The sequence below is a fragment of the Streptomyces microflavus genome, from assembly GCF_014650075.1.
Lineage (GTDB): Bacteria > Actinomycetota > Actinomycetes > Streptomycetales > Streptomycetaceae > Streptomyces > Streptomyces microflavus.
On the sequence record NZ_BMUG01000012.1, the window covers coordinates 226,163 to 251,296 of the forward strand.

Below are 25,134 nucleotides of genomic sequence, written 5' to 3' on the forward strand. Positions count from 1 at the left end.
CGTCTTCGTCGTGTACGGGGACGTATGCAGCCATGACCTTGCCCTGTGGCAGCGCCCACGGGCAAACCGATCTTTCGCGTCAGAAGAGGTTGACGGCGGCGAACCTCAGGACGAGCTGCGGGGCGCCGGAGAGGAGGATTCCGGCGAGGGCGGTGAGGGCGATTGCCGTGGTGAGCGGGGCGGGGGGGCGGAATCGGTGCGGCGGTTCGGATGCCGCTGTTCCGCTTGCCGTCTCCGGGTTTTCCGGGCTCCTGAAGAGGATCGCGGTCCACTGAAGGTAGTAGTAGAGGGCGATCACGACGTTGACGGCCATGACGACGGCGAGCCAGCCGAGACCCGCGTCGACGGCCGCCGAGAAGACGGTGACCTTCGCGAAGAGCCCGATGATGCCGGGCGGCAGTCCGGCCAGGCAGAGCAGGAAGAAGCCGAGCGTGAGGGCGGCGAGGGGCCGGGTGGCGTACAGCCCCCGGTAGTCGGCGATGCGGTTGCCGGGCTTCGTACGGGCCACCAGGGCCGCGACGGCGAAGGCGCCGAGGTTCACGACGGCGTACATGAGGGCGTACGCCACGGTGGAGCCGATCCGTTCGTCGCCGGCGTACGCGGCGGCGGCGATCGGGACGAGCAGATAGCCGGCCTGGGCCACGGAGGACCAGGCGAGGAGCCGCACGGCGCTGCGGGCGCGGCCGGTGTTCTGGCGGAGTGCCGCGACGTTGCCGACGGTCATGGTGAGGGCGGCCAGGACGGCGACGGCCGGCCCCCAGACGTCGGCATAAGAAGGGAACGCGACGACCGTGACGAGGATGAGGCCCGAGAAACCGACGGTCTTGCCGACCACGGAGAGGTAGGCGGCGATCGGGAGAGGTGCGCCCACGTAGGTGTCGGGGACCCAGAAGTGGAAGGGGGCCGCGGCGGTCTTGAAGGCGAAGCCGACGAGGGTGAGGACGACGCCGGTGGCGGCGAGGGTGTCGAGCACCGGAGGTACGTCGTCCAGGTGGGCGGCGATCTCGGTGAGGTGCAGGGTCCCTGTGGTCGCGTACACGAAGCTGACGCCGAGGAGCATGACGGCGGTGGCGACGACGGAGGAGAGGAAGAACTTGAGCGCGGCCTCGGAGGAGCGCCGGTCGCCGCGCTTGATGCCCACGAGGGCGAAGGCGGGCAGCGAGGCCACTTCCAGGGCGACGACGAGGGTGGCGAGGTCGCGGGAGGCGGGCAGGAGGGCGGCGCCAGCCGCGGAGGCGAGGAGCAGGAACCAGTACTCGCCCGCCGGGAGCTTGCGCGTGTCGTCGAGGGAGAGCAGGGCGGTGAGGAAGGCGCCGCCGAGGACGAGGGCCTGGATGACCAGGGCGAAGTGGTCGGCGGTGTAGCTGCACGCCTGGGCGCCGGTGGTGACGCAGAAGGTGGAGCGGTCTCCGGCGCGCAGCGGGATGAGGAGGGCGAGGGCCGCGGCGAGGGCGGTGAGGGTTCCGTAGCCGAGGAGCTTCTTCCGGTGCTCGGGGAGGAAGAGGTCGGCGACGAGGACGAGGAGGGCGGCCAGCGCGGTGAGGGTGGGGGGCGCGACGGCGAGCCAGTCGATGGTCTGGACGACGCTGGGGGCCGTGTCGGCCGCTGTGGTGAGGGCGCCCGGGCTGCTGAGGTCCGCGGTCACGACTTGCCTCCTGCGAGGAGCTTCTGCACGGCGGGGTCGGTGAGGCCGAGGAGGACCGCGGGCCAGAGTCCGGCGAGGACGGTGAGGGCGGCGAGCGGGGTCCAGGCGGCGGCTTCGTAGCTCTGGATGTCGGCGAGCTGCGGGGTGGTGGCCGTCGGGGCTCCGGCGGGACCGGGCGTCCGGGGCGCGTCGGCCGGCTGCGTGGGCGGGGCGCCGGGCGAGAGCTGGGAGTGGGGCGTGTGCTCGCCCATGCAGACGCGGCGGACCACGATCAGCATGTACGCGGCGGTGAGCAGGGTGCCGAACGCGCCGATGGCCATGAAGGTGCGGAACGCGGGGCGGCTGAGCCCTTCGGCGGGGCTGTAGGCGCCGAACAGGGTGAGCATCTCGCCCCAGAATCCGGCGAGTCCGGGCAGGCCGAGCGAGGCGACGGCGGCGAAGGCGAGCAGGGCGCCGAGGCGGGGGGCCCGGCCGTAGAGGGCCGCTCCGGTGGCGCCGGCGAGGGTGTCCAGGTCGGCGGTGCCGTAGCGGTCCTTGATGGCGCCGACCAGGAAGAACAGCAGGCCGGTGATGAGTCCGTGGGCGATGTTGGCGAAGAGCGCGCCGTTGACTCCGGTGGGGGTCATGGTGGCGATGCCGAGGAGCACGAAGCCCATGTGGCCGACGGAGGAGTACGCGATGAGCCGCTTGAGGTCGCCCTTGGCGCCGTTACGGGCGAGAGCCAGGCAGGCGAGCGATCCGTAGACGATGCCGACGACGGCGAACGCGGCGAGGTAGGGCGCGAAGGTCCGCATGCCGTCCGGGGTGATGGGGAGCAGGATCCGGACGAATCCGTACGTTCCCATCTTCAGCAGGACGCCCGCCAGGAGCACGGAGCCGACGGTCGGGGCGGCGGTGTGGGCGTCGGGGAGCCAGCTGTGCAGGGGCCACATCGGGGTCTTCACGGCGAGGCCGATGCCGATCGCGAGAACGGCGGTGACCTGCACGGATGTGGTGAGGCCGCGGCCGTTGTCAGTGGCGAGTGCCACCATGTCGAAGGTGCCGCTCTTCAGCCCGATGAGGAGCAGGCCCAGCAGCATGACGACCGAGCCGAGCAGCGTGTAGAGGATGAACTTCCAGGCGGCGGCGCGCCGTTGGTCACCGCCCCAGCGGGCGATGAGGAAGTACATCGGGATGAGGACCATCTCGAAGGCCAGGAAGAAGAGCAGCAGGTCGAGGACGGCGAAGGTGGCGAGGGTGCCGGATTCCAGGACGAGGACGAGGGCGACGAACGCCTTCGGTGAGGGGCCCGCGGGCAGCTTGAAGTAGCTGTACAGCGCGCAGAGGAAGGTCAGCAGCGCGGTCAGCAGGAGGAGGGGGAGCGAGATGCCGTCGATGCCGAGGTGGATGCGGACGTCGAGTGCCGGGATCCAGCTGATGTCGGTGGTCGCCTGCATCGTGGCGGGGTGGTCGTGGTCGAAGCCGGCGGTCAGGACGATCGCGGCGATGAGGACGGCGCCGGTCACGGTCACGCCGTGGCGGAGCACGGCCTGGTCGGGGTTCTTTCCCCTGAGCCCGGGCGGGGCGGGGAGCAGGGCCGCGACGGCGCCGAGGAGCGGGACGACGACGATGAACGCGAGAAGGAACTGCATCACGGACGGGCTGATATCGATCACGGTCACGACCCCGCGTTGACGTTGGCGAAGACGACGGCGGCGATCGCCAGGACGAGGGAACCGGCGAGCAGGGCACTGAGGTAGGTCTGCACGTTTCCGGTCTGGGCGCGGCGTACGGCGGTGCCGAGGAGGCGGGTGACGGCACCCGATCCGTTGACGTAGGTGTCGACGACCGTGCGGTCCAGGAAGCGCACGAGGCGGGCGGCTCCTTGGACGGGCCGGACGAACACCGCCGTGTACAGGGCGTCCAGGTGGAAGCCGGTGACCGCGTGGCGGTGGAGCGGCCCCAGGAGAAGGCGTCCGGGGTCGGCCGGGTCGGGGGCGTCCGCGATGGTGCCGTAGGCGGCGGTGTGGGACGTCATGGCCTCGGCTTCGACGAGGGCGGGTTCGGCGCCGGGGTGGGCGGCGACGGCGCCGATGGGGGTGCGGGCGGCGAGCGCCGTGGTGTGGCGCCAGGCCCCGTAGGTGACGAGCCCGCCGACGAGGCCGACGCCGGTGGAGAGGACGGCCGTGGTGAGGGACGGGGTGAGGGTGTGCCCGTCGAACCAGTCGCCGATCGCGCCGGCGGTGAGCCCGAAGGCGATGGTGGGGACGGCCAGGATCCACAGGACGGAGGTCATGGCGAGGGGTTGCTTGCCGTGGTCGGGGAGTTCGGCGCCGCGGCCGCGGAAGGCGAGGAGCCAGAGGCGGGTGGCGTAGGCGGCGGTGAGGACGGCGGCGAGCAGCCCGGCGATCAGGATCGTCCAGCCTGCGGCGGCGGGGGCGACGGTCCGGTCCCCCAGCGCGGTGTGCTCGGCGGCGACGAGGACGGCTTCCTTGGAGAAGAAGCCGGCGAACGGCGGGATGGCGGCGAGCGCGAGGAGGGCGACGGTCATCGTCCAGTAGGCGTCGGGGATCCGGCGTGCGAGGCCGCCCATGCGGGACATGGCGGCGAGTGAGTTGGTGCCGGCTGCGTGGATGACGACGCCGGCGGCGAGGAAGAGGACGGCTTTGAACGCACCGTGCGAGATCAGGTGGAAAACGGCGGCACCGCGGTCGGCGACGGCCAGGGCGCCGGACATGTAGCCGAGCTGGCCGATGGTCGAGTAGGCGAGGACGCGCTTGATGTCGTCCTGGGCGAGGGCGGCGAGTCCGGAGCCGATCATCGTGACGGCCGCCATCACGGCAAGGACGGTGAGGGCCGCGCCGGAGGCGGCGAAGACGGGCAGCATCCGGGCCACGAAGTAGATCCCGGCGGCGACCATCGTCGCGGCGTGGATGAGCGCGGAGACGGGGGTGGGCCCGGCCATCGCGTCGGGCAGCCAGGTGTGCAGGGGGAACTGCGCGGACTTCCCGGCGACGCCCGCGAGGAGCAGCAGGGCGATGAGGGTGGGGTGGTCCAGGCCGCCGTTGGTGACGGCCGCCAGGATCTTGGTGATCCGGAAGCTGCCGGTGTCGGCGGCCAGGGCGAACAGGCCGATCAGGAAGGGGACATCGCCGAGCTTGGTGACGAGGAAGGCCTTGAGGGAGGCCGCGCGGGCCTCGGGGGTCTCCCAGTAGTGGCCCACCAGGAAGTACGAGCAGATGCCCATGATCTCCCAGCCGACCAGGAGCACCATGAGGTCGCCGGAGTAGACGACGAGCAGCATCGCGGAGGTGAAGAGGGAGACCAGGGCCGCGTAGGAGGGGTAGCGGGCGTCGTCGCGGAGGTAGGCCGTGGAGTAGAGCTGTACGCAGGTGGCGACGAGCCCGACGAGGACGGCGACCAGGACCGCGAAGCCGTCCAGGTGCAGGGCCAGGTCGATGGGGACGGCCCCGGTGGGGGTGAGCTGGGTCGCGGCGTCGATGGCGCGGCCGCCGCCCTGGCGGACGGCGACGATCACGGCGATGACGGCTGCGGTGAGCGTCGGCAGGATCGCCAGGGGGCGGACGAAGCCTGGGGCGGTGCGGCCGAGCGCGAGTCCGGCGACGGCACCGAGGAAGGGGAGGAGCGGGACGAGGGCGGCGAGGGTCGTCGTGGTCACGAGGTGGCCTCTGCGTTCGTGGTGCTCCCTGCTGTTTCGGCGTCGTCGGTCTCGGCGGTGTCGCGGAGCCGGTCGATGTCGGAGGAGCCGCGGTTGCGGTAGACGGCGAGGACGATCGCGAGGCCGATGCCGATCTCGGCGGCGGCGATGGCGATGGTGAAGAGGGTGAGGGCCTGGCCGGAGTGGAGGGTGTCGCGGAGCCAGACGTCGAAGGCGACGAGGTTGAGGTTGACGGCGTTGAGCATTAGCTCGACGGACATCAGGACCAGGATCGCGTTGCGGCGGGCGAGGACGCCGTAGAGGCCGGTGCAGAAGAGGAGGACGGCGAGTACGGCGGGATAGGCCAGGTGCATCAGCTCTGCTCCTCCTTGCCGCGTCGGTCGGCCGGGTCCGGGGCGGGTCGGACGGCGGGGTCGGGTCGAACTGCGGTGTCCGGCCGGACTGCGGTGTCCCGTCGGACTGCGGTGTCCGTGTCGTGCTTGCGGGACAGGACGATGGCGCCGACGAGGGCGGCGAGCAGCAGGACGGAGAGCGCCTCGAAGGGGAGGACCCAGTTCCGGAACAGGAAGGCTCCGGTGACGGCGGTGGAGCCCTGGGCCGGTCCTTCGAGGTCGATCCAGGTGGTGCGGAAGGCGTCCACGACGACCCAGACGAGCGCGGCCGCCGAGGCGAGGGCCACGCCGAGGGCGATCCACCGGTTGCCGGAGTCGGCGTCCGGGGAGCGGCCGATGGGGGCCCGGGTGAGCATCAGGCCGAAGAGGAGGAGGACGACGATGGAACCGACGTAGATCAGTACCTGCACCCAGGCGATGAACTCCGCGGTGAGCAGGAGGTATTCGACGGCCAGTCCACCGAGTGCCACGACGAGCCAGAGGGCGGCGTGCACCAGCTGCCGGGTCGTGACGGTGATGACGGCCGCGCCGAGGGTGGTGAGGCCGACGAGGACGAACGCGATCTCGACGCCGGTCGGGGAGAGGAAACCGGGGTGGTCGGCGACGGCTGCGGCGAGCACGGAGGGTGCGACGGAGTGCATCACGGGGTTCCTCCCTCCTCACTCTGCTGAGCCTGCTGCGCGGCGAGTTTGTCGGCCGTCTTGCGGGCGGCGGCGATCTCCTTCGGTTCCTCCGCACCCGGGTCGAGCGCGGGCGGCTCCGGCACGGTCCACATCCACTCGCGCAGCTTGTCCCGCTCGTGGGTGAGCTCGTGGATGTCCGTCTCCGCGTACTCGAACTCGGGCGACCAGAAGAGGGCGTCGAAGGGGCAGACCTCGATGCAGATACCGCAGTACATACAGAGGGAGAAGTCGATGGCGAAACGGTCGAGGACGTTGCGGCTGCGCTCGCGTCCGCCGGGGGCGGCGGGCGGCACCGTCTCCTTGTGGGAGTCGATGTAGATGCACCAGTCGGGGCACTCACGGGCGCAGAGCATGCAGACCGTGCAGTTCTCCTCGAACAACCCGATGACACCGCGGGAGCGGGGCGGGAGTTCGGGCTGGGTGTCGGGGTACTGCGCGGTGACGGTCTTCTTCGTCATCGTGCGCAGGGTGACGGCGAGGCCTTTGGCCAGGCCTGATCCGGGGATCGGGGGCATCAGTTGATCGCCACCTTCACGATGCCGGTGAGCGCGATCTGCGCGAGGGCGAGGGGGACGAGGGTGGTCCAGGCGAGCTTCTGCAACTGGTCCTCACGCAGGCGCGGGTAGCTGACGCGCAGCCAGATGACGACGAACGCGAGGAGGGCGGTCTTGAGGAGGGTCCAGAGCCAGCCGAGTCCGTCGGCGCCGAACGGGCCGTGCCAGCCGCCGAGGAAGAGGACGGTGGTCAGGGCGCAGAGGATGACGATGCCCGCGTACTCGGCGAGGAGGAACAGGGCGAAACGCAGCCCCGTGTACTCGGTGTACGCGCCGAAGATGATCTCGGAGTCGGCGACCGGCATGTCGAAGGGCGGGCGCTGGAGTTCGGCGAGACCGGCGACGAAGAAGACCAGGGCTCCGGCGATCTGCCAGGGCAGCCACCACCACTCGAAGGCGTCGAGGATGCCGGTGAGCGAGACCGTGCCGGCCGCCATGGCCACGGAGGCGGCGGCGAGGAGCATCGGGAGTTCGTAGGAGAGGAGCTGGGCGGCGGTGCGGAGGCCGCCGAGGAGGGAGAACTTGTTGGCCGAGGCCCAGCCCGCCATGAGCGAGCCGAGGACGCCGATGCCCATCACGGCCAGTACGAAGAAGATGCCCGCGTCGATGACCTGGCCCACCGCGCCGTCGCCGGGGCCGACGGGGATGGCCACGAGGACGAGGAGGTACGGGAGGAGGGCGACGGCGGGGGCGAGCTGGAAGACGCGGCGGTCGGCGGCGGCCGGGACCACGTCCTCCTTCTGCGCGAACTTCACGCCGTCCGCGACGAGCTGGGCCCAGCCGTGGAAGCCACCTGCGTACATGGGGCCGAGGCGGCCCTGCATGTGGGCCATCACCTTGTGCTCGGTCTGGCCCACGAGGAGGGGGGCAACCAGGAACACGACGAAGACGATGGCCAGGCGGAGGGCGACGTCGGACACGTCGTTCACTCGGTATCGCCTCCGGCGGGGTGGGGGTGGTCGGGGTCCGGCTCGGGCTTCGGCTGGGGCTTGGGCTCGGTGGGGGTTGCTTCGTCCGTCGCCGCGTCGGAATCGGGGTCGGGGGTGGGGCCGCTGCGCGGGGCTTCTCCCCTACCCGCCCCTTCCCGAACCGGGGGCTCTGCCTCCGGACCCCCGCTCCTCGAACGCCGGAGGGGCTGGGAGGAAGGGTCGTCGAATGCCGGTTGGGCATCGTGCCAGGGGGCGTCCGTGGCACGGGCACGCTGGCTCGCCGAGCCCTGGGAGGCCGAGCGGGAGCGGCGCGGCGGGCGCGGTGCGGAGGCCTCCGGACCGTTCTGCTGCTGGCTCGCCGAACCGTCCGACGCGGAGCGGGATCGGCGTGGGCGCGCGGCGGCGGCCGTAGGCGCCTCGGGCGGTACGTCACCGGCCGATGCGTCCCCCGGAGGTGCGGTCGCGGGCGACGGCGACACGGCCTCGGGCGATGCCGCGTCCGGCGACGCGGGCTGGGGAGCTCCGGGCACGGAAGCCTCGGGCGCGGGGGCCTCGGGCGCGGAGGCCTCGGGCGCGGAGGTCCCAGGCGCAGAAGCCCCGGGCGCAGGTGTCCCGGGCGCAGAAGCCCCGGACGCAGGCGTCCCTGGCGCAGAAGCGTCAGGCGCAAGGGCCTCCGGCGCGGAAGCCCCAGGCACAGGGGTCCCAGGCGCAGAAGTCTCCGGCGCAGACGCCCCAGGCGGCCCCGTCTGCGGGCGTTGCGCAGCCGAGCCCTCGCTCGCCGAGCGGGTGCGGCGGGGCGGGCGGTCGGCGGTTCCCGCTGCCGGGCGGGCGGCGCGGCCCGGGCGGGCCGTGGCTGCGGGGAGCTGGCCCTTGAGGGGGCCCCATTCGTTCGGGTCCGGGACGCCGGGGGGAAGCATCGTGCGGCGCTTGGGGCCGCCGTGTTCGGACTCCCCGGGCTCCTTCGCCCCGGGCCAGGCCTTGGCGACCCGGGCGGCCAGGACGAAGTCCTTGCGGAGCGGGTGACCCTCGAAGCCCTCGGGCAGCAGGAGCGGGGCGAGGTCGGGGTGGCCCTCGAAAGTGACGCCGAACATCTCGTGCGTCTCGCGCTCGTGCCAGGCCGCGCCCGCGTAGACGTCGATCGCGCTGGGCAGGACGGCCGCGTCGTGCGGGACCGTGGTGCGCAGCATGAGCCGGCGGACCGTGCCGCCGCCGAGAGCCGCGACGTGGGCGCAAACGCGGAAGCCGGTGCCCGGTTCGTCCACGGCGCTGAGCCAGTCGAAGTAGCTGCAGCCGAGTTCGTCGCGGGCGGTCCGCAGCGCGGTGATCCACTCCGTGGCGGGGACGTCGACGGTGAGCAGGTCGTAGGCCGACTCCGCCGTAGCCTCCTCGCCGAAGACCTCGGTGACGGCGTCCGGCAGCCGGTCGTACGGATGGTGGGCCCGGTGTTGACGCTCGCTCACCGCTGCTCCTCCCCCACTTCCGTTCCCGGAGCCTTCGCCGGTGGCGTCGGCGCGGTGACCAGGCCGCTGCGCAGCGCCGCCGTGGACGGGGCTCCGCCGGCGGAGCCGGTCGCGTACCGATCCGCCAGGGACTCGCGCGCGATCTTCTCCTGAAGCTTGAGAATGCCCTGGAGCAGCGCCTCGGGCCGGGGCGGGCAGCCGGGTACGTACACATCGACGGGGATGATCTGGTCGACGCCCTTGGTGACGGAGTACGAGTCCCAGTAGGGGCCGCCGCAGTTGGAGCAGGCGCCGAAGGAGATGACGTACTTCGGTTCGGGCATCTGCTCGTAGAGGCGCTTCACCGCCGGGGCCATCTTGTCCGTCACCGTGCCGGAGACGATCATCAGGTCCGCCTGGCGGGGGCCCGGGGCGAAGGGGATCACACCGAGCCGGATGAAGTCGTGGCGCGCCATGGAAGCGGCGATGAACTCGATGGCGCAGCAGGCCAGTCCGAAGTTGAAGACCCAGAGGCTGTAGCGGCGGCCCCAGTTGAGGACCACCTTCATCGGTTCGGGTGCGAGCCGCGAGAGGATGCCGAGGCGCTGGGGTTCCGGGAGGAGCACCGGTTCCGCCGCGGCCGCCGTCTGGGGGTCGGCCGAGGGCTCGGGCTGCTGTCCTGCCGGGGTCGGCCGGCTCGTCAGGCCCATGCGAGGACGCCCTTCTTCCATGCGTAGAGCAGTCCCACGGCGAGGAAGCCGAGGAAGATGAACATTTCCACCAGCGTGGTCGCGCCGTATCCGGGTGCCGCGAAGACCGTGGCCCACGGGAACAGGAAGATGGAGTCGACGGCGAAGATGACGTAGAGGAAGGCGTAGACGTAGTAGCGGACCTGGGTGTGGGCCCAGCCCTCACCGACCGGGTCGACGCCGCACTCGTACGTCAGAAGCTTCTCCGGGGTCGGGACCACGGGCCGCAGCAGCCGTCCCGCGCCGAACGCGGCGGCGACGAACAGGACACCGACCAGCGCGAGCAGGCCGACCACCGAGTAGCTCTGGAAGTACTCCGATGCGAGGGTGGTCTGTTGGTGGACCGGCACGTACGTCACGTGCGGCACTTCCGGCACGTACGGCACGTCCCTCACGTCCACCCCTTGTTCCTCGTCATCCGGTTGTCGCCCCGTAGATATCCGAGGCCCCTCTGTACGCACGGGAGTCTAGGCCCTGATAAACGCACAGTAAGCAGCCGCGTCGCACAGAGGTGGGGTTATCCCTACTTCACGCCACCCACGAGCCCCATGGCGTGCGGGGACACGGCCCGGCAGGCTGGTGCCATGACCATGAGCCCTTCCGTACCGGACCCCGACCGGCCGCCGCCCGCCCGCCTCGCCCTCGACCGGTGGACCTGGCGGGAGATCGCACACCTGCTCGTCAATCTGCCGATGGCGATCGCCGGGTTCGTCTACGCGCTTCTTGTGATCGCCGTCGGTGTCGGACTCTCCGTCACGGTGATCGGCCTGCCGGTGCTCGTCGCCGGGCTGCGGGGCGCACGGGTGCTGGGCCGGGTGGAGCGGGGCCGGGCGCGGTCGCTGCTCGGGGTGCGGATCGAGGAGCCGAGTCCGTTGCCGCGCGGCCGCCAGGAGGGAGGGGTCTTCCCCTGGCTCTGGTCGGGGCTGAAGGATCCGGTGGGCTGGCGCTCTCTGCTGTACGCGTTCATCCGCCTGCCGTGGGGGGTGCTGACCTTCGCGGTGACGCTGGTGAGCCTGATCGTCCTGTGGCCGGTGCTCCCGTTCATCGCCCGTGGGCTGACGGCGGCCGACCGGGCGATGGTGCGGGGGCTGTTGCCGCCATCGGACGAGCTGGAGCGGCGGATCGCGGAGCTGGAGTCGGACCGGGGCGTGGTCGTGGACACCGCCGCCGCCGACCTGCGCCGCATCGAGCGCGATCTCCACGACGGGGCGCAGGCCCGACTCGTCGCCCTCGCCATGGGGTTGGGGCTGGCGAAGGAGAAGCTGACGGACGATCCGGAAGCGGCCGCGCGGATGGTGGACGAGGCCCACGGCGAGATCAAGGTCGCCCTCCAGGAGTTGCGCGACCTCGCCCGGGGTATTCATCCCGCTGTCCTCACCGACCGCGGTCTCGACGCGGCTCTCTCCGCCATCGCCTCCCGCTGCACCGTGCCCGTCAAGGTGTCGGTGGATCTGCCGGGGCGTCCGGCGGAGGCGATCGAGGGCATCGCGTATTTCACCGTCTCGGAGCTCCTCCAGAACGTGAGCAAGCACAGCGGTGCCCGGTCCGCCTCCGTCGAGGTGTGGCGTGCGGCGGACCGGTTGCTGATCAAGGTCACGGACGACGGGTCGGGCGGGGCCCGGATGGGCGGCGGTTCGGGGATGGCGGGGCTGGCCGAGCGGCTGGGTGCGGTGGACGGGCTGTTCGTCCTGGACTCTCCGGTGGGCGGGCCGACCGCCGTCACCGCCGAGCTGCCCTGGCGCGACCGCGCTCCGGCCGGCAGCCGGGCGTCCTGAGCTTCCCGGGCGTACGGGGGCGGGGAACTCCCCGGGCGTACCGGGGGTGGGGAAAACCCCCGTACGGATACGGAGACCGGCCGCATGGTGCCGGAGAGGGCGGCCCAGCACCCTTGAAGGAGCACGGTCCGCGGCGGACGAGCACGGGCACGGAGCAGGGACGCGGAACACTTCGCCGATCGACAGAAGAGACGGAACGGACGGCACTCATGGCCACGGCATACGGACCGGACACCCGGGACCACAAGGGATCGGGCGCGCGGGGTCACACGGGCCAGGGCCCCGGGCCCCGGGAGCAGGCCCCGGTGAAGCACTTCCTCCCGGCGGCACTGCGCGCACCCCTGGAGGCGCGCAGCTGGCGCGAGCTCCTCTATGTCCTGCTGAGCCTGCCGCTGAGCACGGCGATGTTCGTCTTCGCGACCGCCATGACATCGGTCAGCGCCGGCCTGCTCATCACCTTCATCGGGGTTCCGCTGCTGGCGGTCGGCCTGTCGGTCTGCCGGGGGTTCGGCGTGATGGAGCGGGCCCGCGCACGGGGGCTGCTGAAGCTGGACGTGGCGGAGCCCGTGCGGGTGCGGGGGAAGAGCGGCAGCCCGATGGCGTGGATAGGGGCTGTCCTCAAGAGTGGGGTCTCCTGGCGTCACCTTCTTTACGCACTGCTGCACTTTCCCTGGGCCGTGTTCACGTTCTGCGTGTCGGTGACGTTCTGGACGTACGGGCTGATGGCGCTGACGTACCCGCTGTGGCAGTGGGTCTTCCCGCTGTTCGTGGGGGCTGACGGCATCCAGCTGTACGGGGACCGCACCCACGCGTACTACCTGGACTCCCCCGCCGAGCTGGCGGCGACCAGCGCGGTGGGCCTGGTGCTGGTTCTGGTGTCGCCGTGGATCGTGCGGGGGCTGGTCTCGGTGGACCGGCTGATGGTGTCCGGTCTGCTGGGCCCGTCCGCGCTGTCCGCCCGGGTGACCGAGCTGGAGTCGGACCGGGGCGTGGTCGTGGACACCGCCGCCGCCGACCTGCGCCGTATAGAGAGGGACCTCCACGACGGGGCACAGGCCCGGCTCGTCGCCCTCGCCATGGACCTCGGTCTGGCGAAGGAGAAGCTGACGGACGACCCCGAGGCGGCCGCGCGGATGGTGGACGAGGCCCACGGCGAGGTGAAGGTCGCCCTTCAGGAGCTCCGTGACCTCGCCCGGGGCATCCATCCCGCCGTCCTCACCGACCGCGGCCTGGACGCCGCCCTCTCGGCCATCGCCTCCCGCTGCACCGTCCCCGTCACGGTCGAGGTGGACCTGGACGCGCGGCCCGCGCAGGCCATCGAGGGCATCGCCTACTTCACAGTGTCGGAGCTGCTGCAGAACGTCAGCAAGCACGCTCGGGCGACCCGCGCGTCGGTCGATGTGTGGCGGACGTCCGACCGGCTGATGCTCCAGGTCACGGACAACGGGCGGGGCGGGGCCGCCGTCTCGTCCGGCAGCGGTCTGGCCGGGCTGACGGAGCGGCTGGACGCGGTGGACGGGGTCCTGGTGGTGACGTCACCGGCCGGCGGCCCCACGACGGTCACCGCCGAGCTCCCCTGGCGCGGCTGACCGCAGCCGCCCGGCACCCGCCCGGCGCCTGCCCGGCGCCTGCCCGGCGCCCGACGGCACCCGCCCGGCACCTGTCGGGCGCCCGCCGGGCGCCTGCCGGGCGCCTGCCGGGCCGCTCCGGCGTACCCCGCCTCTCGCACCCCGCCCGCTCGCTCACCCTCGCCCTCGCCCTGCCGGACGCTCGCCTCTCGCCGTGCCACCGCCCCTCGTCCCGCCCAGGAGCCCTCGCGCCCCGCCACCGGTCCCGTGCCGGTGACGGGGTTTCGGGCTGAGTGGCCGGATCGGGCACGTTATCCACAGGGCCCCCATCCGCGCCCCGGGCCTGGGATGCTGGGGGTGTCGGGCGCGGTGCGCAGTGGTCGGGAGCGGCGCGCACCGCGAGCACAGCAAGTCAGATACTCGGAACAGCGGGGGACGCAGCGTCGTGGAGCACGTGGAGAACAGAGTGCGGGTAGTCATCGCCGAGGATTCGGTCCTGCTGCGGGAAGGGCTCACCCGTCTGCTCACCGACCTCGGGCATGACGTGGTCGCGGGGGTGGGTGACGCCGAGGCCCTGCTGAAGACGGTGGCGGACCTCGGGGCGGAGCAGGCGTTGCCCGATGTGGTGGTGGCCGATGTGCGGATGCCGCCGACCCATACCGACGAGGGCGTACGGGCGGCGGTGCGGCTGCGGAAGGAGTACCCGGGGATAGGGGTGCTGGTCCTCTCGCAGTACGTGGAGGAGCAGTACGCCACCGAGCTGCTGGCGGGCAGCAGCCAGGGCGTGGGGTACTTGCTCAAGGACCGGGTCGCCGATGTCCGCGAGTTCGTCGACGCGGTCGTGCGGGTGGCGCGGGGCGGGACGGCGCTGGACCCGGAGGTGGTGGCGCAGTTGCTGGGCCGCAGCCGCAAGCAGGACGTGGTGGCGGGGCTGACGCCGCGCGAGCGGGAGGTCCTGGGTCTGATGGCCGAGGGCCGGACGAACTCGGCGATCGCCCGGCAGCTCGTGGTGAGCGACGGGGCGGTGGAGAAGCACGTCAGCAACATCTTCCAGAAGCTGGGGCTCTCGCCCAGCGACGGGGACCACCGGCGCGTCCTCGCCGTACTGACCTACCTCAACTCCTAGCTATCTGACACCCTGTCAGATAGCCACCCCGGGCGCCCATGGGCGCCCGACAAGCACCCGGCGTGCGCCCGGTGGATCACCGCCGGGGGTGTCCGGCGAGCTTCCGCCGGGCAGTCCTGGGCGGAAGGACCTAGAACCAAAGACCTACGAGCAGAGCACGTCCATCCGACGATCGGGGGGCTTGAGAAAGATGTCAAAACGGGCTAAAAGGGTGTCTCAAAACAGCGTCCACCATATGATCGGCCCCTGGAGGGCGAACCGCACGGACGTAGGGTTGCCTCTGGGACCGCCGGCTGGCCGGACGGTTCCGAACCGCCGCCCCAAGGGAGGTCCAGTTCAGTGACGAGCCAGGTGAGTAGCGCGGCAGAGATGGCCGACGAGGCCAACGACGCCGTCCTCGGGGGTCAGCGCGCCCCCCTGTCAGGAACCACGGGAACCGACGGCGGCAATGGGAAAGAGGTCCGCCGCCTGGACCGGGTGATCATTCGCTTCGCGGGTGACTCGGGCGACGGGATGCAGCTCACGGGTGACCGGTTCACCTCGGAGACGGCATCGTTCGGGAACGATCTTTCGACCCTGCCGAACTTCCCTGCCGAGATCCGGGCCCCCGCAGGCACCCTGCCAGGGGTTTCTTCCTTCCAGCTCCACTTTGCCGATCATGACATCCTCACCCCCGGCGACGCACCCAACGTCCTGGTCGCGATGAACCCCGCCGCCCTGAAGGCGAACATCGACGACGTGCCGCGCGGCGCCGAGATCATTGTGAACACCGATGAGTTCACCAAGCGTCCGATGGCGAAGGTGGGATATGCGACCAATCCGCTGGAGGACGGGTCGCTGGAGGCGTACAACGTCCACCCGGTGCCGCTGACGACGCTGACGATCGAGGCACTGAAGGAGTTCGGGCTCTCCCGCAAGGAGGCCGAGCGGTCCAAGAACATGTTCGCGCTCGGGCTGCTGTCCTGGATGTACCACCGGCCGACCGAGGGGACGGAGACGTTCCTGCGGCAGAAGTTCGCGAAGAAGCCGCAGATCGCCGAGGCGAACGTGGCCGCCTTCCGGGCCGGGTGGAATTTCGGCGAGACGACCGAGGACTTCGCCGTCAGTTACGAGGTCGCCCCGGCCTCGCAGGCCTTCCCCACCGGCACCTACCGCAACATCTCCGGGAACCTCGCCCTGTCCTACGGCCTGATCGCCGCCGGCCGGCTGGCGGACCTGCCGCTCTACCTGGGCTCCTACCCGATCACCCCGGCCTCCGACATCCTGCACGAGCTGTCCCGCCACAAGAACTTCGGCGTGCGCACGTTCCAGGCGGAGGACGAGATCGCCGGGATCGGGGCGGCGCTGGGTGCGGCGTTCGGCGGGGCGCTGGGCGTGACCACGACGTCGGGTCCGGGGGTGGCGCTGAAGTCGGAGACGATCGGGCTCGCGGTCTCCCTGGAGCTGCCGCTGCTGATCATCGACATCCAGCGCGGCGGGCCCTCCACCGGCCTGCCGACCAAGACCGAGCAGGCCGACCTGCTACAGGCGATGTACGGCAGGAACGGGGAGGCCCCGGTGCCGATCGTGGCCCCGCAGACCCCGGCCGACTGCTTCGACGCCGCGATCGACGCGGCCCGCATCGCCCTGACGTACCGCACCCCGGTGTTCCTGCTCTCCGACGGCTACCTCGCCAACGGCTCCGAGCCGTGGCGCATCCCGGAGACCGACAGCCTGCCCGACCTCACCACCCCCTTCGCCACCGGCCCGAACCACACCCTGGCCGACGGCACCGAGGTCTTCTGGCCCTACAAGCGCGACCCGCAGACCCTGGCCCGCCCCTGGGCCGTCCCCGGCACACCCGGCCTCGAACACCGCATCGGCGGCATCGAGAAGCAGGACGGCACCGGGAACATCTCCTACGACCCCGCCAACCACGACCTGATGGTCCGCACCCGCCAGGCGAAGATCGACAACATCGAGGTCCCCGACCTCGTCGTCGACGATCCCGCCGGGGCCCGCACGCTGGTGCTCGGCTGGGGTTCGACGTACGGGCCGATCACCGCCGCCGTACGCCGGCTCCGCGCCGCCGGGCAGCCCATCGCCCAGGCCCACCTCAGACACCTCAACCCCTTCCCGAGAAACCTCGGCGAGGTGCTGAAGAGTTACGACAAGGTCGTCGTCCCGGAGATGAACCTGGGCCAGCTCGCGATGCTGCTGCGGGCGAAGTATCTGGTGGACGCCCACAGCTTCAACCAGGTCAACGGAATGCCCTTCAAGGCCGAGCAGCTCGCCACCGCCCTCAAGGAGGCCATCGATGCCTGACACCGAGGAACTGCAGCACAACGAACTGCTGCAGCTGGTGCCCAAGGCCGAGGCTAAACAGTCCATGAAGGACTTCAAATCCGACCAGGAAGTGCGCTGGTGCCCCGGCTGCGGCGACTACGCCGTCCTCGCCGCAGTGCAGGGCTTCATGCCGGAGCTGGGTCTGGCGAAGGAGAACATCGCCTTCGTCTCCGGCATCGGCTGCTCCTCCCGCTTCCCGTACTACATGAACACGTACGGGATGCACTCCATCCACGGCCGCGCCCCCTCCATCGCCACCGGGCTCGCCACCTCCCGCCGCGACCTGTCGGTCTGGGTGGTCACGGGTGACGGCGACGCGCTCTCCATCGGCGGCAACCACCTCATCCACGCCCTGCGCCGCAACGTCAACCTGAAGATCCTGCTCTTCAACAACCGGATCTACGGGCTCACGAAGGGCCAGTACAGCCCCACCTCCGAGATCGGCAAGATCACCAAGTCGACGCCGATGGGTTCGCTCGACGCGCCCTTCAACCCGGTGTCGCTGGCGATCGGAGCGGAGGCCTCGTTCGTGGCGCGGACGGTCGACTCCGACCGCAAGCACCTCACCAGCGTGCTGCGCGCGGCGGCCGAGCACCCGGGCACGGCACTGGTGGAGATCTACCAGAACTGCAACATCTTCAACGACGGCGCCTTCGAGGTCCTCAAGGACAAGGAACAGGCCGCCGAGGCCGTCATCCGTCTCGAACACGGGCAGCCGATCCTCTTCGGCGCCGAGGGCAACAAGGGCGTCGTCCGCAACCAGGCCACGGGTGACCTGGAGGTCGTCGCCGTCACCGACGAGAACCGCTCACAGGTCCTCGTCCACGACGCCCACGCCGACTCCCCCACCACGGCGTTCGCGCTGTCCCGGCTGGCCGACGCCGACACCCTGCACCACACCCCCATCGGGGTGCTGCGCAGCGTCGAGCGGCCCGTCTACGACACCCTGATGTCCGACCAGGTGGACGCCGCCGTGGAGCGCGACGGCAAGGGCGACCTCGGCGCACTCCTCGCCGGGGCCGACACCTGGACCGTCGTCGGCTGACAGGCCACGGAGTCGCGGAACCGGGGAAGCACCACGTCACGGACCGGCCGGCGTCACGGAGTCACAGCAGCACCCGGGGCCCGGGCCCGATCCCTCCGCCAGGAGGGTCAGGCCCGGGCCTCGTCGTACGCCTCGCGCGCCGACTGCACCGCGTCCACCTGGCGTTCGGTCCAGCGGGCGAGCGCCCACACCTGTTCGGCGGCCTCGGCGCCGAGCGGCGTCAACGAGTAGTCCACCCGCGGCGGGATCACCGGCTTGGCGTCCCGGTGGACGAAGCCGTCGCGCTCCAGCGTCTGGAGGGTCTGGGCCAGCATCTTCTCGCTGACCCCGCCGATCGTGCGGCGCAGCTCGCTGAAGCGGTAGGAGCGCTCCAGCAGGGCCGCCAGGACGAGGACGCCCCAGCGGCTCGTCACATGCTCCAGCACCAGTCGTGACGGGCACATCGGCTGGTTGACGTCCGGCGCAGGGCCGAGGGGGCCCGGGGCCGGTCGGAGGGGGCTCGCGCCCGTCGCCACATCCTTTGCACTAACTCCCATGCCAGTACCTTACTTCAAAGTGGGTACTTTCTCTTAGTTAGCGCTCGGCCTACGCTCGACGGGAAAGCACCCCACCGAAACAGGAGCCCCCCATGAGCATCGTCGTCACCGGAGCCACCGGAGAACTCGGCCGCCTCGTCATCGACGAACTGCTGGCCACGGTCCCGGCCGGCGAGATCGCCGCGGTCGTCCGCAACAAGGAGAAGGCCGCCGCGCTCGCGGCACGGGGCGTCGAGCTCCGTATCGCCGACTACGACCGCCCCGAGACCCTCGCCGGGGCGTTCCGCGCCGGGGACCGGGTGCTGCTGATCTCCGGCAGCGAGGTGGGCAAGCGGGTCGCGCAGCACACCGCGCTCATCGACGCGGCCAAGGCGGCGGGCGTGGCGCAGCTCGCGTACACGGGTGTTCTCGGCGGACCGGACGCGGACTTCCTGCTGGCCGACGAGCACAAGGTCACCGAGCAGCTGATCCTCGACTCCGGGCTGCCGCACACCTTCCTCCGCAACGGCTGGTACACGGAGAACTACACCGCCAACCTCGCCCCCGTCCTGGAGCACGGCGCAGTCGTCGCCAACGCGGGTGAGGGCAGGGTCGCCTCCGCCTCCCGGGCCGACTACGCGGCCGCCGCGGCCGTCGCGGTGACCGGCGAGGGCCACCTCGGCAAGGTCTACGAGCTGAGCGGCGACACCGCCTGGTCGTTCGCCGAGTACGCGGCCCTGCTGTCCGAGGTGACCGGCAAGGAGATCGCGTACAAGAACGTCCCGGCCGCCGTGCACCAGGAGATCCTGGTCGGCGCGGGCCTGCCCGAGGGGTTCGCGGCGATCCTCACCGACGTGGACGAGGCCATCGCGCGCGGGCGGCTGGCGGGCACGAGCGGTGACCTGGCCCGGCTGACCGGCCGCCCGACCACCCCGCTGGCCACGACGGTACGCGCCGCCCTCGAAACGGCCGCCTGACCCTCACCCCCGGCCCCGCCACCCCTGTCATGAGTGTTTCCATGAGACGGCTATGACACGAGGCCCTTCCGGCGCTACCGTCATCCCGTCGGCAGCCGCGCCGGCGCAGGTAGTCCGGGAGGGGCCCGTGAAGGGGAAGAACGAACAGCGGGCCGGCCTGCTGTACGGAGTCGGCGCGTACGGGATGTGGGGCATCGTCCCCCTCTTCTGGCCGCTGCTGAAGCCGTCCGGGGCGATCGAGATCCTCGCCCACCGGATGGTCTGGTCACTGGCCGTCGTCGGGGTCGCCCTGCTCGTGGTCCGGCGCTGGGCCTGGATCGGCGAGCTGGTCCGCGACCCGCGCAAGCTGGGCCTCATAGCGGTCGCCGCGGCGACCATCACCGTCAACTGGGGCCTCTACATCTGGGCCGTCAACAACGGCCAGGTCGTCGAGGCCTCGCTCGGCTACTTCATCAACCCGCTGGTCACCATCGCCATGGGCGTCCTCCTGCTGGGCGAGCGGCTGCGACCGGTCCAGTGGATCGCGGTCGCCACCGGCCTGACCGCCGTGCTCGTCCTGGCGATCGGGTACGGGCGGCCGCCGTGGATCTCGCTGATCCTGGCGTTCTCCTTCGCCACGTACGGGCTGGTGAAGAAGAAGGTCAACATGGGCGGCCTGGAGTCGCTGGCCGCCGAGACCGCCGTCCTGTTCCTGCCCGCGCTCGGCTTCCTGCTCTGGCTGGCGGCGACCGGCGGTTCGACGTTCACCGCCGGGGGCGCGGGCCACGGCGTGCTGCTCGCCACGACGGGCATCGTCACGGCGGTGCCGCTGATCTGCTTCGGCGCGGCGGCGATCCGGGTACCGCTCTCCACGCTGGGACTGCTCCAGTACCTGGCGCCGGTCTTCCAGTTCGCGCTCGGCATCGTCTACTTCCACGAGGAGATGCCGCCCGAGCGGTGGGCCGGGTTCGCCCTGGTCTGGCTGGCCCTCTCCCTCCTGACCTGGGACGCCCTGCGCAATGCCCGGCGCAACCGGACCCTGGCGGCGAAGCTGCTGGCGACAGCGGCGGCCGGAGCGGCGACGACAACCACCGCCAGCACCGCCACCGCCACCGCTGCCGCCACCGCCGTGTCCTCCGCGCCCGCCGAGGCAGAGGCCGACGCCGACGGGACCGAGATCAGTTCCGGCGCGACCCCGTAGCGCGGCCGGCGTTCCCTCCGGGACGACCTGCATGGTGGACGCCGTGCGGTAAGGCTGATTGAGTGCGCGGATGGGGACTGTCCTGGGCGAGATGAGAAACGTGCCGTGGCACGAGCTGCAGCACGCGTACGGCTCCGCCTCGCAGGTTCCCGGCATGCTGTCGCGGATCGCCTGGGGTGACGGCCCGACCGCCGAGGACGCCCTGAGTGACCTGGGCCAGTGGATCGCGGCCCCTGCCGTGTTCGACGCGACCGTGGCCGCGGTGCCGTTCCTGTGGGAGCTGGCGGCGACGGAGACGGTCAAGGACCGGGCGGGCGTGCTGGAGCTGCTCGCCGCGATCCTCGCCTCCGGCCATGACCTGCACCCCGAGTGGACGCGCGCCGCGCACGACGCGGTGGTGGCCGGCCGCCCCACGGCAGCCCGGCTGGCCGCCGACGCCTCTTCGCCGGAGGCGCAGACACACGCCCAGGTACAGGCCCAGAAGCAGGCCGTACGGGATGCCGCCGTGCGCTTGCTCGCCGCGATCGACGGACACACCTGCGCGGCCTGCCCGCCACGGGCGGTTTAGCCGGCCGGCCGCTCAGGCCAGCTCCGCCACCACCCGGTCCAGCACGCCCTTCCAGTGCGTACGCCGCTCCTCCCGCTCCTCCGCGCTCGCCAGCCGCTCCTGGTGGAAGCGGAGCACCGCCCGGTCCTCGGAGCTGCCGGGCGTCACAGTGACCTGGACCGTGGATGTGCCGTGGGTGAGGCGGACGCGGTCGCCGGGGCGGAAGCTGCGGATCTCGCCCCCGGTGCCGGCCGCCGTACGGTAGGGAGCGCCCTTCTCCGTCGGGAGCGGACCCTCGACGCCGAGCCAGAGCGCGACGCCCTCCGGTCCGGTGATGAACTCCCACACGGCCTGCGGAGGCCGGTGGATCGTCCGGGAGACACCGATCTCCCAGCCCGCGTCCTGGGTGAGTCCGGTCGGCATGGCGAAGACCCCTTCGGTTTCAGCCGACGTCGACATCGGCGTCAGCGTCGGGATGGGCATGGGCAGTGGTCAGCCGGGCGCGGTGGGCCCGGACCTTGTGACGGTTGCCGCACCGCTCCATCGAGCACCAGCGCCGCTTCCCGGGCCGTGAGGTGTCGACGAACAGCAGGCGGCAGTCGTCCGCGCCGCAGGTACGGATCCGGTGGGCGTACACCCCGGTGAACAGCTCGACGGCGTCGCGGGCGACGGTGGAGAGCAGCCCGGTCCCGGTCGCCCCGGCCCCCCACTCCCGCTCCCCCTCGGCGGTCAGCCGGGCGGTCAGGGACGGGTGCGCCGCCGCGTCGTTCACGGTGGCGAGGTCGTCCGGCCCGGGCGGCAACGCGGACACATGGGCCTCCGCCAGCCGCCAGAGCGCATCCCGCAGCGCACGGGCAGCGGCCACCTCGGCCGGGCACACGGCGAGTTCGAGCCCGCCGGGCAGCCGGCTCTCCCCCGCCCAGCGCACCAGATCCTCGGGCCCGTGCAGCACCTCGAAGTACGCGAGGGCCCCGGGCCCACCCGTCGGCAGGAGCTCCAGGCAGAGCGCCCCCGGGTCGAACCGGAACGAGCTGCCGTCCGGGTGGACCAGCAGCATCCCCGAAGGCTCGGACCGCCGCGGCGGACCCGCTTCCGGCGTGTCCATTGCGCTCACACTCATGTAACCACTATAAACGGTTTCCATGACACGCACCCTGTCCTGGAAGCTCGTCATCGACAGCGCCGACCCGCACGCCCAGGCCGGCTTCTGGGCCGACACCCTCGGCTACCTGATCGAGGACAACAGCGCCCTGGTCGAGCAGTTGCTCGCCGCCGGAGCCGTCCCCGAGGCCATCACCACCCACGCCCACGGCCGCCGCGCCTGGCGCGACCTCGCGGCGGCACGGCACCCGGACGACCCGTACGACGAGACGAGCGGTACGGGGCTGGGGCGTCGGCTGCTGTTCCAGCGTGTACCGGAGCCGAAGACGGTGAAGAACCGCCTCCACATCGACGTCCACACCGGTCCAGGGGAGCGCGACACGGAGGCGGAACGGCTGGTGGCGCTGGGCGCGCGCATCTTGCACGCGGTCGACGAACCGGGCGGGAGCTGGCTCGTACTCGCAGATCCTGAGGGCAACGAGTTCTGCGTCAACTAGCCGACGAGCCGACGAGCCAACGAGCCAACGAGCCAACTAATAGGTCCCGCGTAAGCGTAAGAAGAGAGCTCCCATGAAGATCCATCTGACCAGCGTCTTCGTCGACGACCAGGAAAAGGCCCTGCGCTTCTACACAGACGTGCTGGGCTTCGTGAAGAAGTACGACGTACCGATGGGCGGCGAGGACCGCTGGCTGACGGTGGTCTCGCCGGAGGACCCCGGCGGCACCGAACTCCTGCTGGAGCCCGACCGCCACCGCGCGGTCGGCCCGTACAAGACGGCCCTGGTCGAGGACGGCATCCCCGCCGCCGCCTTCGCCGTGGACGACGTACGGGCGGAGTTCGACCGGCTGCGCGGGCTCGGGGTGCGGTTCACGCAGGAGCCGGTGGAGATGGGACCGGTGACGACGGCGGTCCTGGACGACACGTGCGGCAACCTGATCCAGATCGCGCAGAGCGGATAGCCGACATCAGGGAGCGGACAGCGACTTCTGGAACCAGGCCACGTCCCAGAAGCGGCCGAACTTCCGCCCCACCTCCCGGTGCACCCCGACGGGCTGGAAGCCGAAGCGCAGGTGCAGACGCTCCGACGCCTCGTTGGGCAACGCCACCCCGGCCAGGGCCTGGTGCACGTCCTCCTGCGCCAGCGCCTCGAACAGAGAGGCGTACAGGAGGCTGCCCACGCCTCGGCCGGCGTGCCGGGGCGACAGGTAGACGCTGGTCTCGACGGAGGTCGCGTACGCCGGCTTGGGGCGGAAGGGGCTGCTGGTCGCGTACCCGAGGATCTCCCCGCCCGCCCCGCCCGCGAGACCCGTCCCGGCCTCGGCCACGAGCAGCCGGTGCGGCCCGTGTCCGGGGTGGGCGGCCAGCCAGGGGCGGCGCTGCTCGACCGTCATCGGCTCGACGTCGAACGTGATCGGCGTCTCGGTGACGTAGTGGTTGTAGATCCGCACCAGCTCCGCGAGGTCCTCCTCGCCGCCGGGCCGGACGCGTACCGCTGTGTTACCCCTGGGGCCCTGAACGATCATCGGACGACGCTAACCGAAGGGCGTTACGCAGGCGTTTCTCCGTCCCGGTCCCGCTGCACCTCCTCCCGCATCCGTTCGGCCATCAGGTCCGCGAGGGGGTCGGTCACGTCCCAGGAGTGCGCGGCGGAGTGCCGGTCGAAGAGGACGCACACCTCCCTCTCCCCGGTGGCCAGGGTGCGCATGACGGCGGGGCACGGGGGCAGTTCGGCGAACCGGAACTTGCGGCGCATACCGGTGTCGGTGGTGACGTCGGTCCAGAACATCCACAGGTCCCGCGCGGCGTCCATCTCGCCCGCCCAGAGCTGTGCGGCGTGTTCGGTCCCGTCGTCGTGCTCGCCCAGTTCGCACAACAGCACGTCGTCCAGCTCGGGCACCTGGGGAACGCCGGGCACGTGCGGCGTCGGGCCGGGTTCGGTGTTCATGGCGGTGAGCACGACGAGCGCGCCCATCTCGGGGACTGTCGCGAAGGCGGTGCACTGCAACACGTCGATCGATCCTCGGTGGTTGGGGGCGGCGGGCAGCCGCCCTCGGGGAAGGGTTCTCCGGCTAGGGTCTTTCGTTTGGATCAGGGCGGATCAGGGAGCGGGGTCCGGTGCGTGCAGCTGCAAGGCGGAGGAGGGAGTCACTGCGGAGCATTGGCGACCGACGACAACGCCGCAGATGCGCGTGCCGGGGCCCGCGAGCCCGGCATGATCCAAACGAGAGGCCCTAGCGGCCCAGCGGGCGGACCACGAGCCCGTACCAGGCCAGGGCGTCACGGGCGACGAACTCGTACGGGAGACCGTCCGCGAGCCGCAGCAGCGCGTAGTCGTGCTCCCGGAAACTGTCGGCCCACGCCCGGAGTTCGGCCGGTGCGTCGGGCCGCGCACCGGTCAAGGGGTGCCGCGCGCCGCCCACCAGGCCCGGACCGCCGCTGACCGGGTGCAGCGCGCGGCCCGGCACCCAGGGCGCGTACGGGTCGGGATCCAGCGCGTCCGCGAACCGCCGGGCCTGCCGCCGCAGCCACCGGAGCGCGAGCCGCCGGGTCGGAGCGGTGATGCGGCCGAGCCGGACGGACCTCGCCGCATCTCCCGCGCTGCTCTCCGCGACGTACCAACGGGCGGCCCCCCGGGCGGGGTTCACAGCACTTCTCCCCGGCTGCGGGCGTTGAGGCGGGCGGTACGGGCGCGGAGCTGCTCCATGAGGAGCGCCGGGCGTACGTAGCGGGGCTCGACCTCCCACTCGATGCCGCCGCCCACGGGGCGGAGCGACCAGTAGAAGCCGGCGACCCCTCGGAACTCCCCCACGCGGTCCCCACGGCTGGTGTCCACAAGGAGAGTTCCGGGGTCGGGGACGCGCGGGCACCGCTCGTGATTCGGGCATACGTTCTCGCCGTACACCTATCGCTCCTCTCTGTAGCCAT

General features: G+C 71.5%; 27 protein-coding genes. 10 read left to right on the top strand and 17 right to left on the bottom strand.

The features are described 5' to 3' along the window. Positions 1 to 79 precede the first annotated feature (79 nt). From IE264_RS31645 to IE264_RS31690, 10 genes are read right to left on the bottom strand one after another with little or no spacing between them, the layout of a single operon-like run. On the bottom strand, positions 80 to 1,645 hold the full coding sequence (locus IE264_RS31645; RefSeq protein ID WP_032756486.1) for an NADH-quinone oxidoreductase subunit N: 1,566 nt from the start codon (positions 1,643 to 1,645) through the stop codon (positions 80 to 82). Further along, complete coding sequence (locus IE264_RS31650; protein ID WP_190167736.1) at positions 1,642 to 3,306, bottom strand: complex I subunit 4 family protein; 1,665 nt, start codon at positions 3,304 to 3,306, stop codon at positions 1,642 to 1,644. The genes IE264_RS31645 and IE264_RS31650 overlap by 4 nt, the downstream gene beginning before the upstream one ends. Continuing rightward, the gene (locus IE264_RS31655) at positions 3,303 to 5,303 is read right to left on the bottom strand and encodes an NADH-quinone oxidoreductase subunit 5 family protein (protein WP_032756488.1); all 2,001 of its coding nucleotides are present in this window, start codon (positions 5,301 to 5,303) and stop codon (positions 3,303 to 3,305) included. The genes IE264_RS31650 and IE264_RS31655 overlap by 4 nt, the downstream gene beginning before the upstream one ends. Beyond that, on the bottom strand, positions 5,300 to 5,656 hold the full coding sequence (nuoK, locus tag IE264_RS31660) for an NADH-quinone oxidoreductase subunit NuoK (protein ID WP_015610669.1): 357 nt from the start codon (positions 5,654 to 5,656) through the stop codon (positions 5,300 to 5,302). The genes IE264_RS31655 and nuoK overlap by 4 nt, the downstream gene beginning before the upstream one ends. Continuing rightward, on the bottom strand, positions 5,656 to 6,336 hold the full coding sequence (locus IE264_RS31665) for an NADH-quinone oxidoreductase subunit J family protein (RefSeq protein WP_015610668.1): 681 nt from the start codon (positions 6,334 to 6,336) through the stop codon (positions 5,656 to 5,658). The genes nuoK and IE264_RS31665 overlap by 1 nt, the downstream gene beginning before the upstream one ends. Continuing rightward, a complete protein-coding gene (locus IE264_RS31670; RefSeq protein ID WP_015610667.1) occupies positions 6,336 to 6,893 on the bottom strand; it encodes a NuoI/complex I 23 kDa subunit family protein in 558 nt (185 codons plus the stop codon). The genes IE264_RS31665 and IE264_RS31670 overlap by 1 nt, the downstream gene beginning before the upstream one ends. After that, positions 6,893 to 7,861 carry a complex I subunit 1/NuoH family protein gene (locus IE264_RS31675; protein WP_015610666.1) on the bottom strand — a complete coding sequence of 323 codons (969 nt, stop codon included), beginning with the start codon at positions 7,859 to 7,861 and terminating at the stop codon, positions 6,893 to 6,895. Before IE264_RS31675 ends, IE264_RS31670 begins: the two co-directional genes overlap by 1 nt. After that, complete coding sequence (locus IE264_RS31680; protein WP_032756490.1) at positions 7,858 to 9,321, bottom strand: NADH-quinone oxidoreductase subunit C; 1,464 nt, start codon at positions 9,319 to 9,321, stop codon at positions 7,858 to 7,860. Before IE264_RS31680 ends, IE264_RS31675 begins: the two co-directional genes overlap by 4 nt. Next, entirely contained in the window at positions 9,318 to 10,010 is a 693-nt protein-coding gene (locus IE264_RS31685; RefSeq protein ID WP_032756491.1) for an NADH-quinone oxidoreductase subunit B, read from the bottom strand. The genes IE264_RS31680 and IE264_RS31685 overlap by 4 nt, the downstream gene beginning before the upstream one ends. Continuing rightward, positions 10,001 to 10,450 (bottom strand): NADH-quinone oxidoreductase subunit A, encoded by a 450-nt coding sequence (locus tag IE264_RS31690; protein ID WP_015610663.1) that lies wholly within the window; start codon positions 10,448 to 10,450, stop codon positions 10,001 to 10,003. The genes IE264_RS31685 and IE264_RS31690 overlap by 10 nt, the downstream gene beginning before the upstream one ends. Before the next feature lie 183 nt (positions 10,451 to 10,633). Here IE264_RS31690 and IE264_RS31695 point away from each other — a divergent pair, with 183 nt between their 5' ends. The 5 genes from IE264_RS31695 (at position 10,634) to IE264_RS31715 (ending at position 17,888) form a co-directional block, all read left to right on the top strand. Further along, positions 10,634 to 11,824: a sensor histidine kinase gene (locus IE264_RS31695; RefSeq protein ID WP_032756559.1), complete on the top strand. Its 1,191-nt coding sequence runs from the start codon at positions 10,634 to 10,636 to the stop codon at positions 11,822 to 11,824. Between the two features lie 209 nt (positions 11,825 to 12,033). After that, on the top strand, positions 12,034 to 13,413 hold the full coding sequence (locus IE264_RS31700; protein ID WP_015610661.1) for a sensor histidine kinase: 1,380 nt from the start codon (positions 12,034 to 12,036) through the stop codon (positions 13,411 to 13,413). A 445-nt stretch (positions 13,414 to 13,858) separates the two neighbouring features. Next, positions 13,859 to 14,518, top strand: coding sequence for a response regulator transcription factor (locus IE264_RS31705; protein ID WP_032756492.1), 660 nt, complete (start codon positions 13,859 to 13,861; stop codon positions 14,516 to 14,518). Positions 14,519 to 14,857: 339 nt separating this feature from the next. After that, positions 14,858 to 16,822, top strand: coding sequence for a 2-oxoacid:acceptor oxidoreductase subunit alpha (locus tag IE264_RS31710; protein WP_032756494.1), 1,965 nt, complete (start codon positions 14,858 to 14,860; stop codon positions 16,820 to 16,822). After that, positions 16,815 to 17,888, top strand: coding sequence for a 2-oxoacid:ferredoxin oxidoreductase subunit beta (locus IE264_RS31715; RefSeq protein WP_015610658.1), 1,074 nt, complete (start codon positions 16,815 to 16,817; stop codon positions 17,886 to 17,888). Before IE264_RS31710 ends, IE264_RS31715 begins: the two co-directional genes overlap by 8 nt. Before the next feature lie 107 nt (positions 17,889 to 17,995). Here IE264_RS31715 and IE264_RS31720 read toward each other — a convergent pair whose 3' ends face one another. Beyond that, positions 17,996 to 18,424, bottom strand: a complete 429-nt coding sequence (locus tag IE264_RS31720; RefSeq protein WP_373301942.1) for a winged helix-turn-helix transcriptional regulator — start codon at positions 18,422 to 18,424, stop codon at positions 17,996 to 17,998. 92 nt (positions 18,425 to 18,516) lie between these two features. Between IE264_RS31720 and IE264_RS31725 the strand changes: the two genes are divergently transcribed. The 3 genes from IE264_RS31725 to IE264_RS31735 all read left to right on the top strand — a co-directional run bounded on the left by IE264_RS31725 (position 18,517) and on the right by IE264_RS31735 (position 21,128). Next, entirely contained in the window at positions 18,517 to 19,380 is an 864-nt protein-coding gene (locus IE264_RS31725) for an SDR family oxidoreductase (RefSeq protein ID WP_032756497.1), read from the top strand. A gap of 127 nt (positions 19,381 to 19,507) precedes the next feature. Further along, positions 19,508 to 20,560, top strand: coding sequence for an EamA family transporter RarD (rarD, locus tag IE264_RS31730; protein WP_032756499.1), 1,053 nt, complete (start codon positions 19,508 to 19,510; stop codon positions 20,558 to 20,560). A 70-nt stretch (positions 20,561 to 20,630) separates the two neighbouring features. After that, entirely contained in the window at positions 20,631 to 21,128 is a 498-nt protein-coding gene (locus IE264_RS31735) for a hypothetical protein (protein ID WP_032756501.1), read from the top strand. A gap of 12 nt (positions 21,129 to 21,140) precedes the next feature. Here the strand turns inward: IE264_RS31735 and IE264_RS31740 are convergent, their stop codons facing one another. Beyond that, positions 21,141 to 21,530, bottom strand: coding sequence for an SRPBCC family protein (locus tag IE264_RS31740; RefSeq protein ID WP_032756503.1), 390 nt, complete (start codon positions 21,528 to 21,530; stop codon positions 21,141 to 21,143). A gap of 19 nt (positions 21,531 to 21,549) precedes the next feature. Continuing rightward, positions 21,550 to 22,164 (bottom strand): CGNR zinc finger domain-containing protein, encoded by a 615-nt coding sequence (locus tag IE264_RS31745; RefSeq protein WP_032756505.1) that lies wholly within the window; start codon positions 22,162 to 22,164, stop codon positions 21,550 to 21,552. Between the two features lie 85 nt (positions 22,165 to 22,249). Here IE264_RS31745 and IE264_RS31750 point away from each other — a divergent pair, with 85 nt between their 5' ends. Then, on the top strand, positions 22,250 to 22,705 hold the full coding sequence (locus IE264_RS31750) for a VOC family protein (RefSeq protein WP_015610651.1): 456 nt from the start codon (positions 22,250 to 22,252) through the stop codon (positions 22,703 to 22,705). Positions 22,706 to 22,778: 73 nt separating this feature from the next. Continuing rightward, entirely contained in the window at positions 22,779 to 23,168 is a 390-nt protein-coding gene (locus IE264_RS31755; protein ID WP_015610650.1) for a VOC family protein, read from the top strand. A gap of 6 nt (positions 23,169 to 23,174) precedes the next feature. Here IE264_RS31755 and IE264_RS31760 read toward each other — a convergent pair whose 3' ends face one another. The 4 genes from IE264_RS31760 to IE264_RS31775 all read right to left on the bottom strand — a co-directional run bounded on the left by IE264_RS31760 (position 23,175) and on the right by IE264_RS31775 (position 25,111). Further along, positions 23,175 to 23,732: a GNAT family N-acetyltransferase gene (locus IE264_RS31760; protein ID WP_032756508.1), complete on the bottom strand. Its 558-nt coding sequence runs from the start codon at positions 23,730 to 23,732 to the stop codon at positions 23,175 to 23,177. 23 nt (positions 23,733 to 23,755) lie between these two features. Beyond that, complete coding sequence (locus IE264_RS31765) at positions 23,756 to 24,217, bottom strand: hypothetical protein (RefSeq protein WP_032756511.1); 462 nt, start codon at positions 24,215 to 24,217, stop codon at positions 23,756 to 23,758. A gap of 223 nt (positions 24,218 to 24,440) precedes the next feature. Further along, on the bottom strand, positions 24,441 to 24,854 hold the full coding sequence (locus tag IE264_RS31770; RefSeq protein WP_032756512.1) for a hypothetical protein: 414 nt from the start codon (positions 24,852 to 24,854) through the stop codon (positions 24,441 to 24,443). Beyond that, positions 24,851 to 25,111: a hypothetical protein gene (locus IE264_RS31775; protein ID WP_015610646.1), complete on the bottom strand. Its 261-nt coding sequence runs from the start codon at positions 25,109 to 25,111 to the stop codon at positions 24,851 to 24,853. Before IE264_RS31775 ends, IE264_RS31770 begins: the two co-directional genes overlap by 4 nt. Positions 25,112 to 25,134 lie beyond the last annotated feature (23 nt).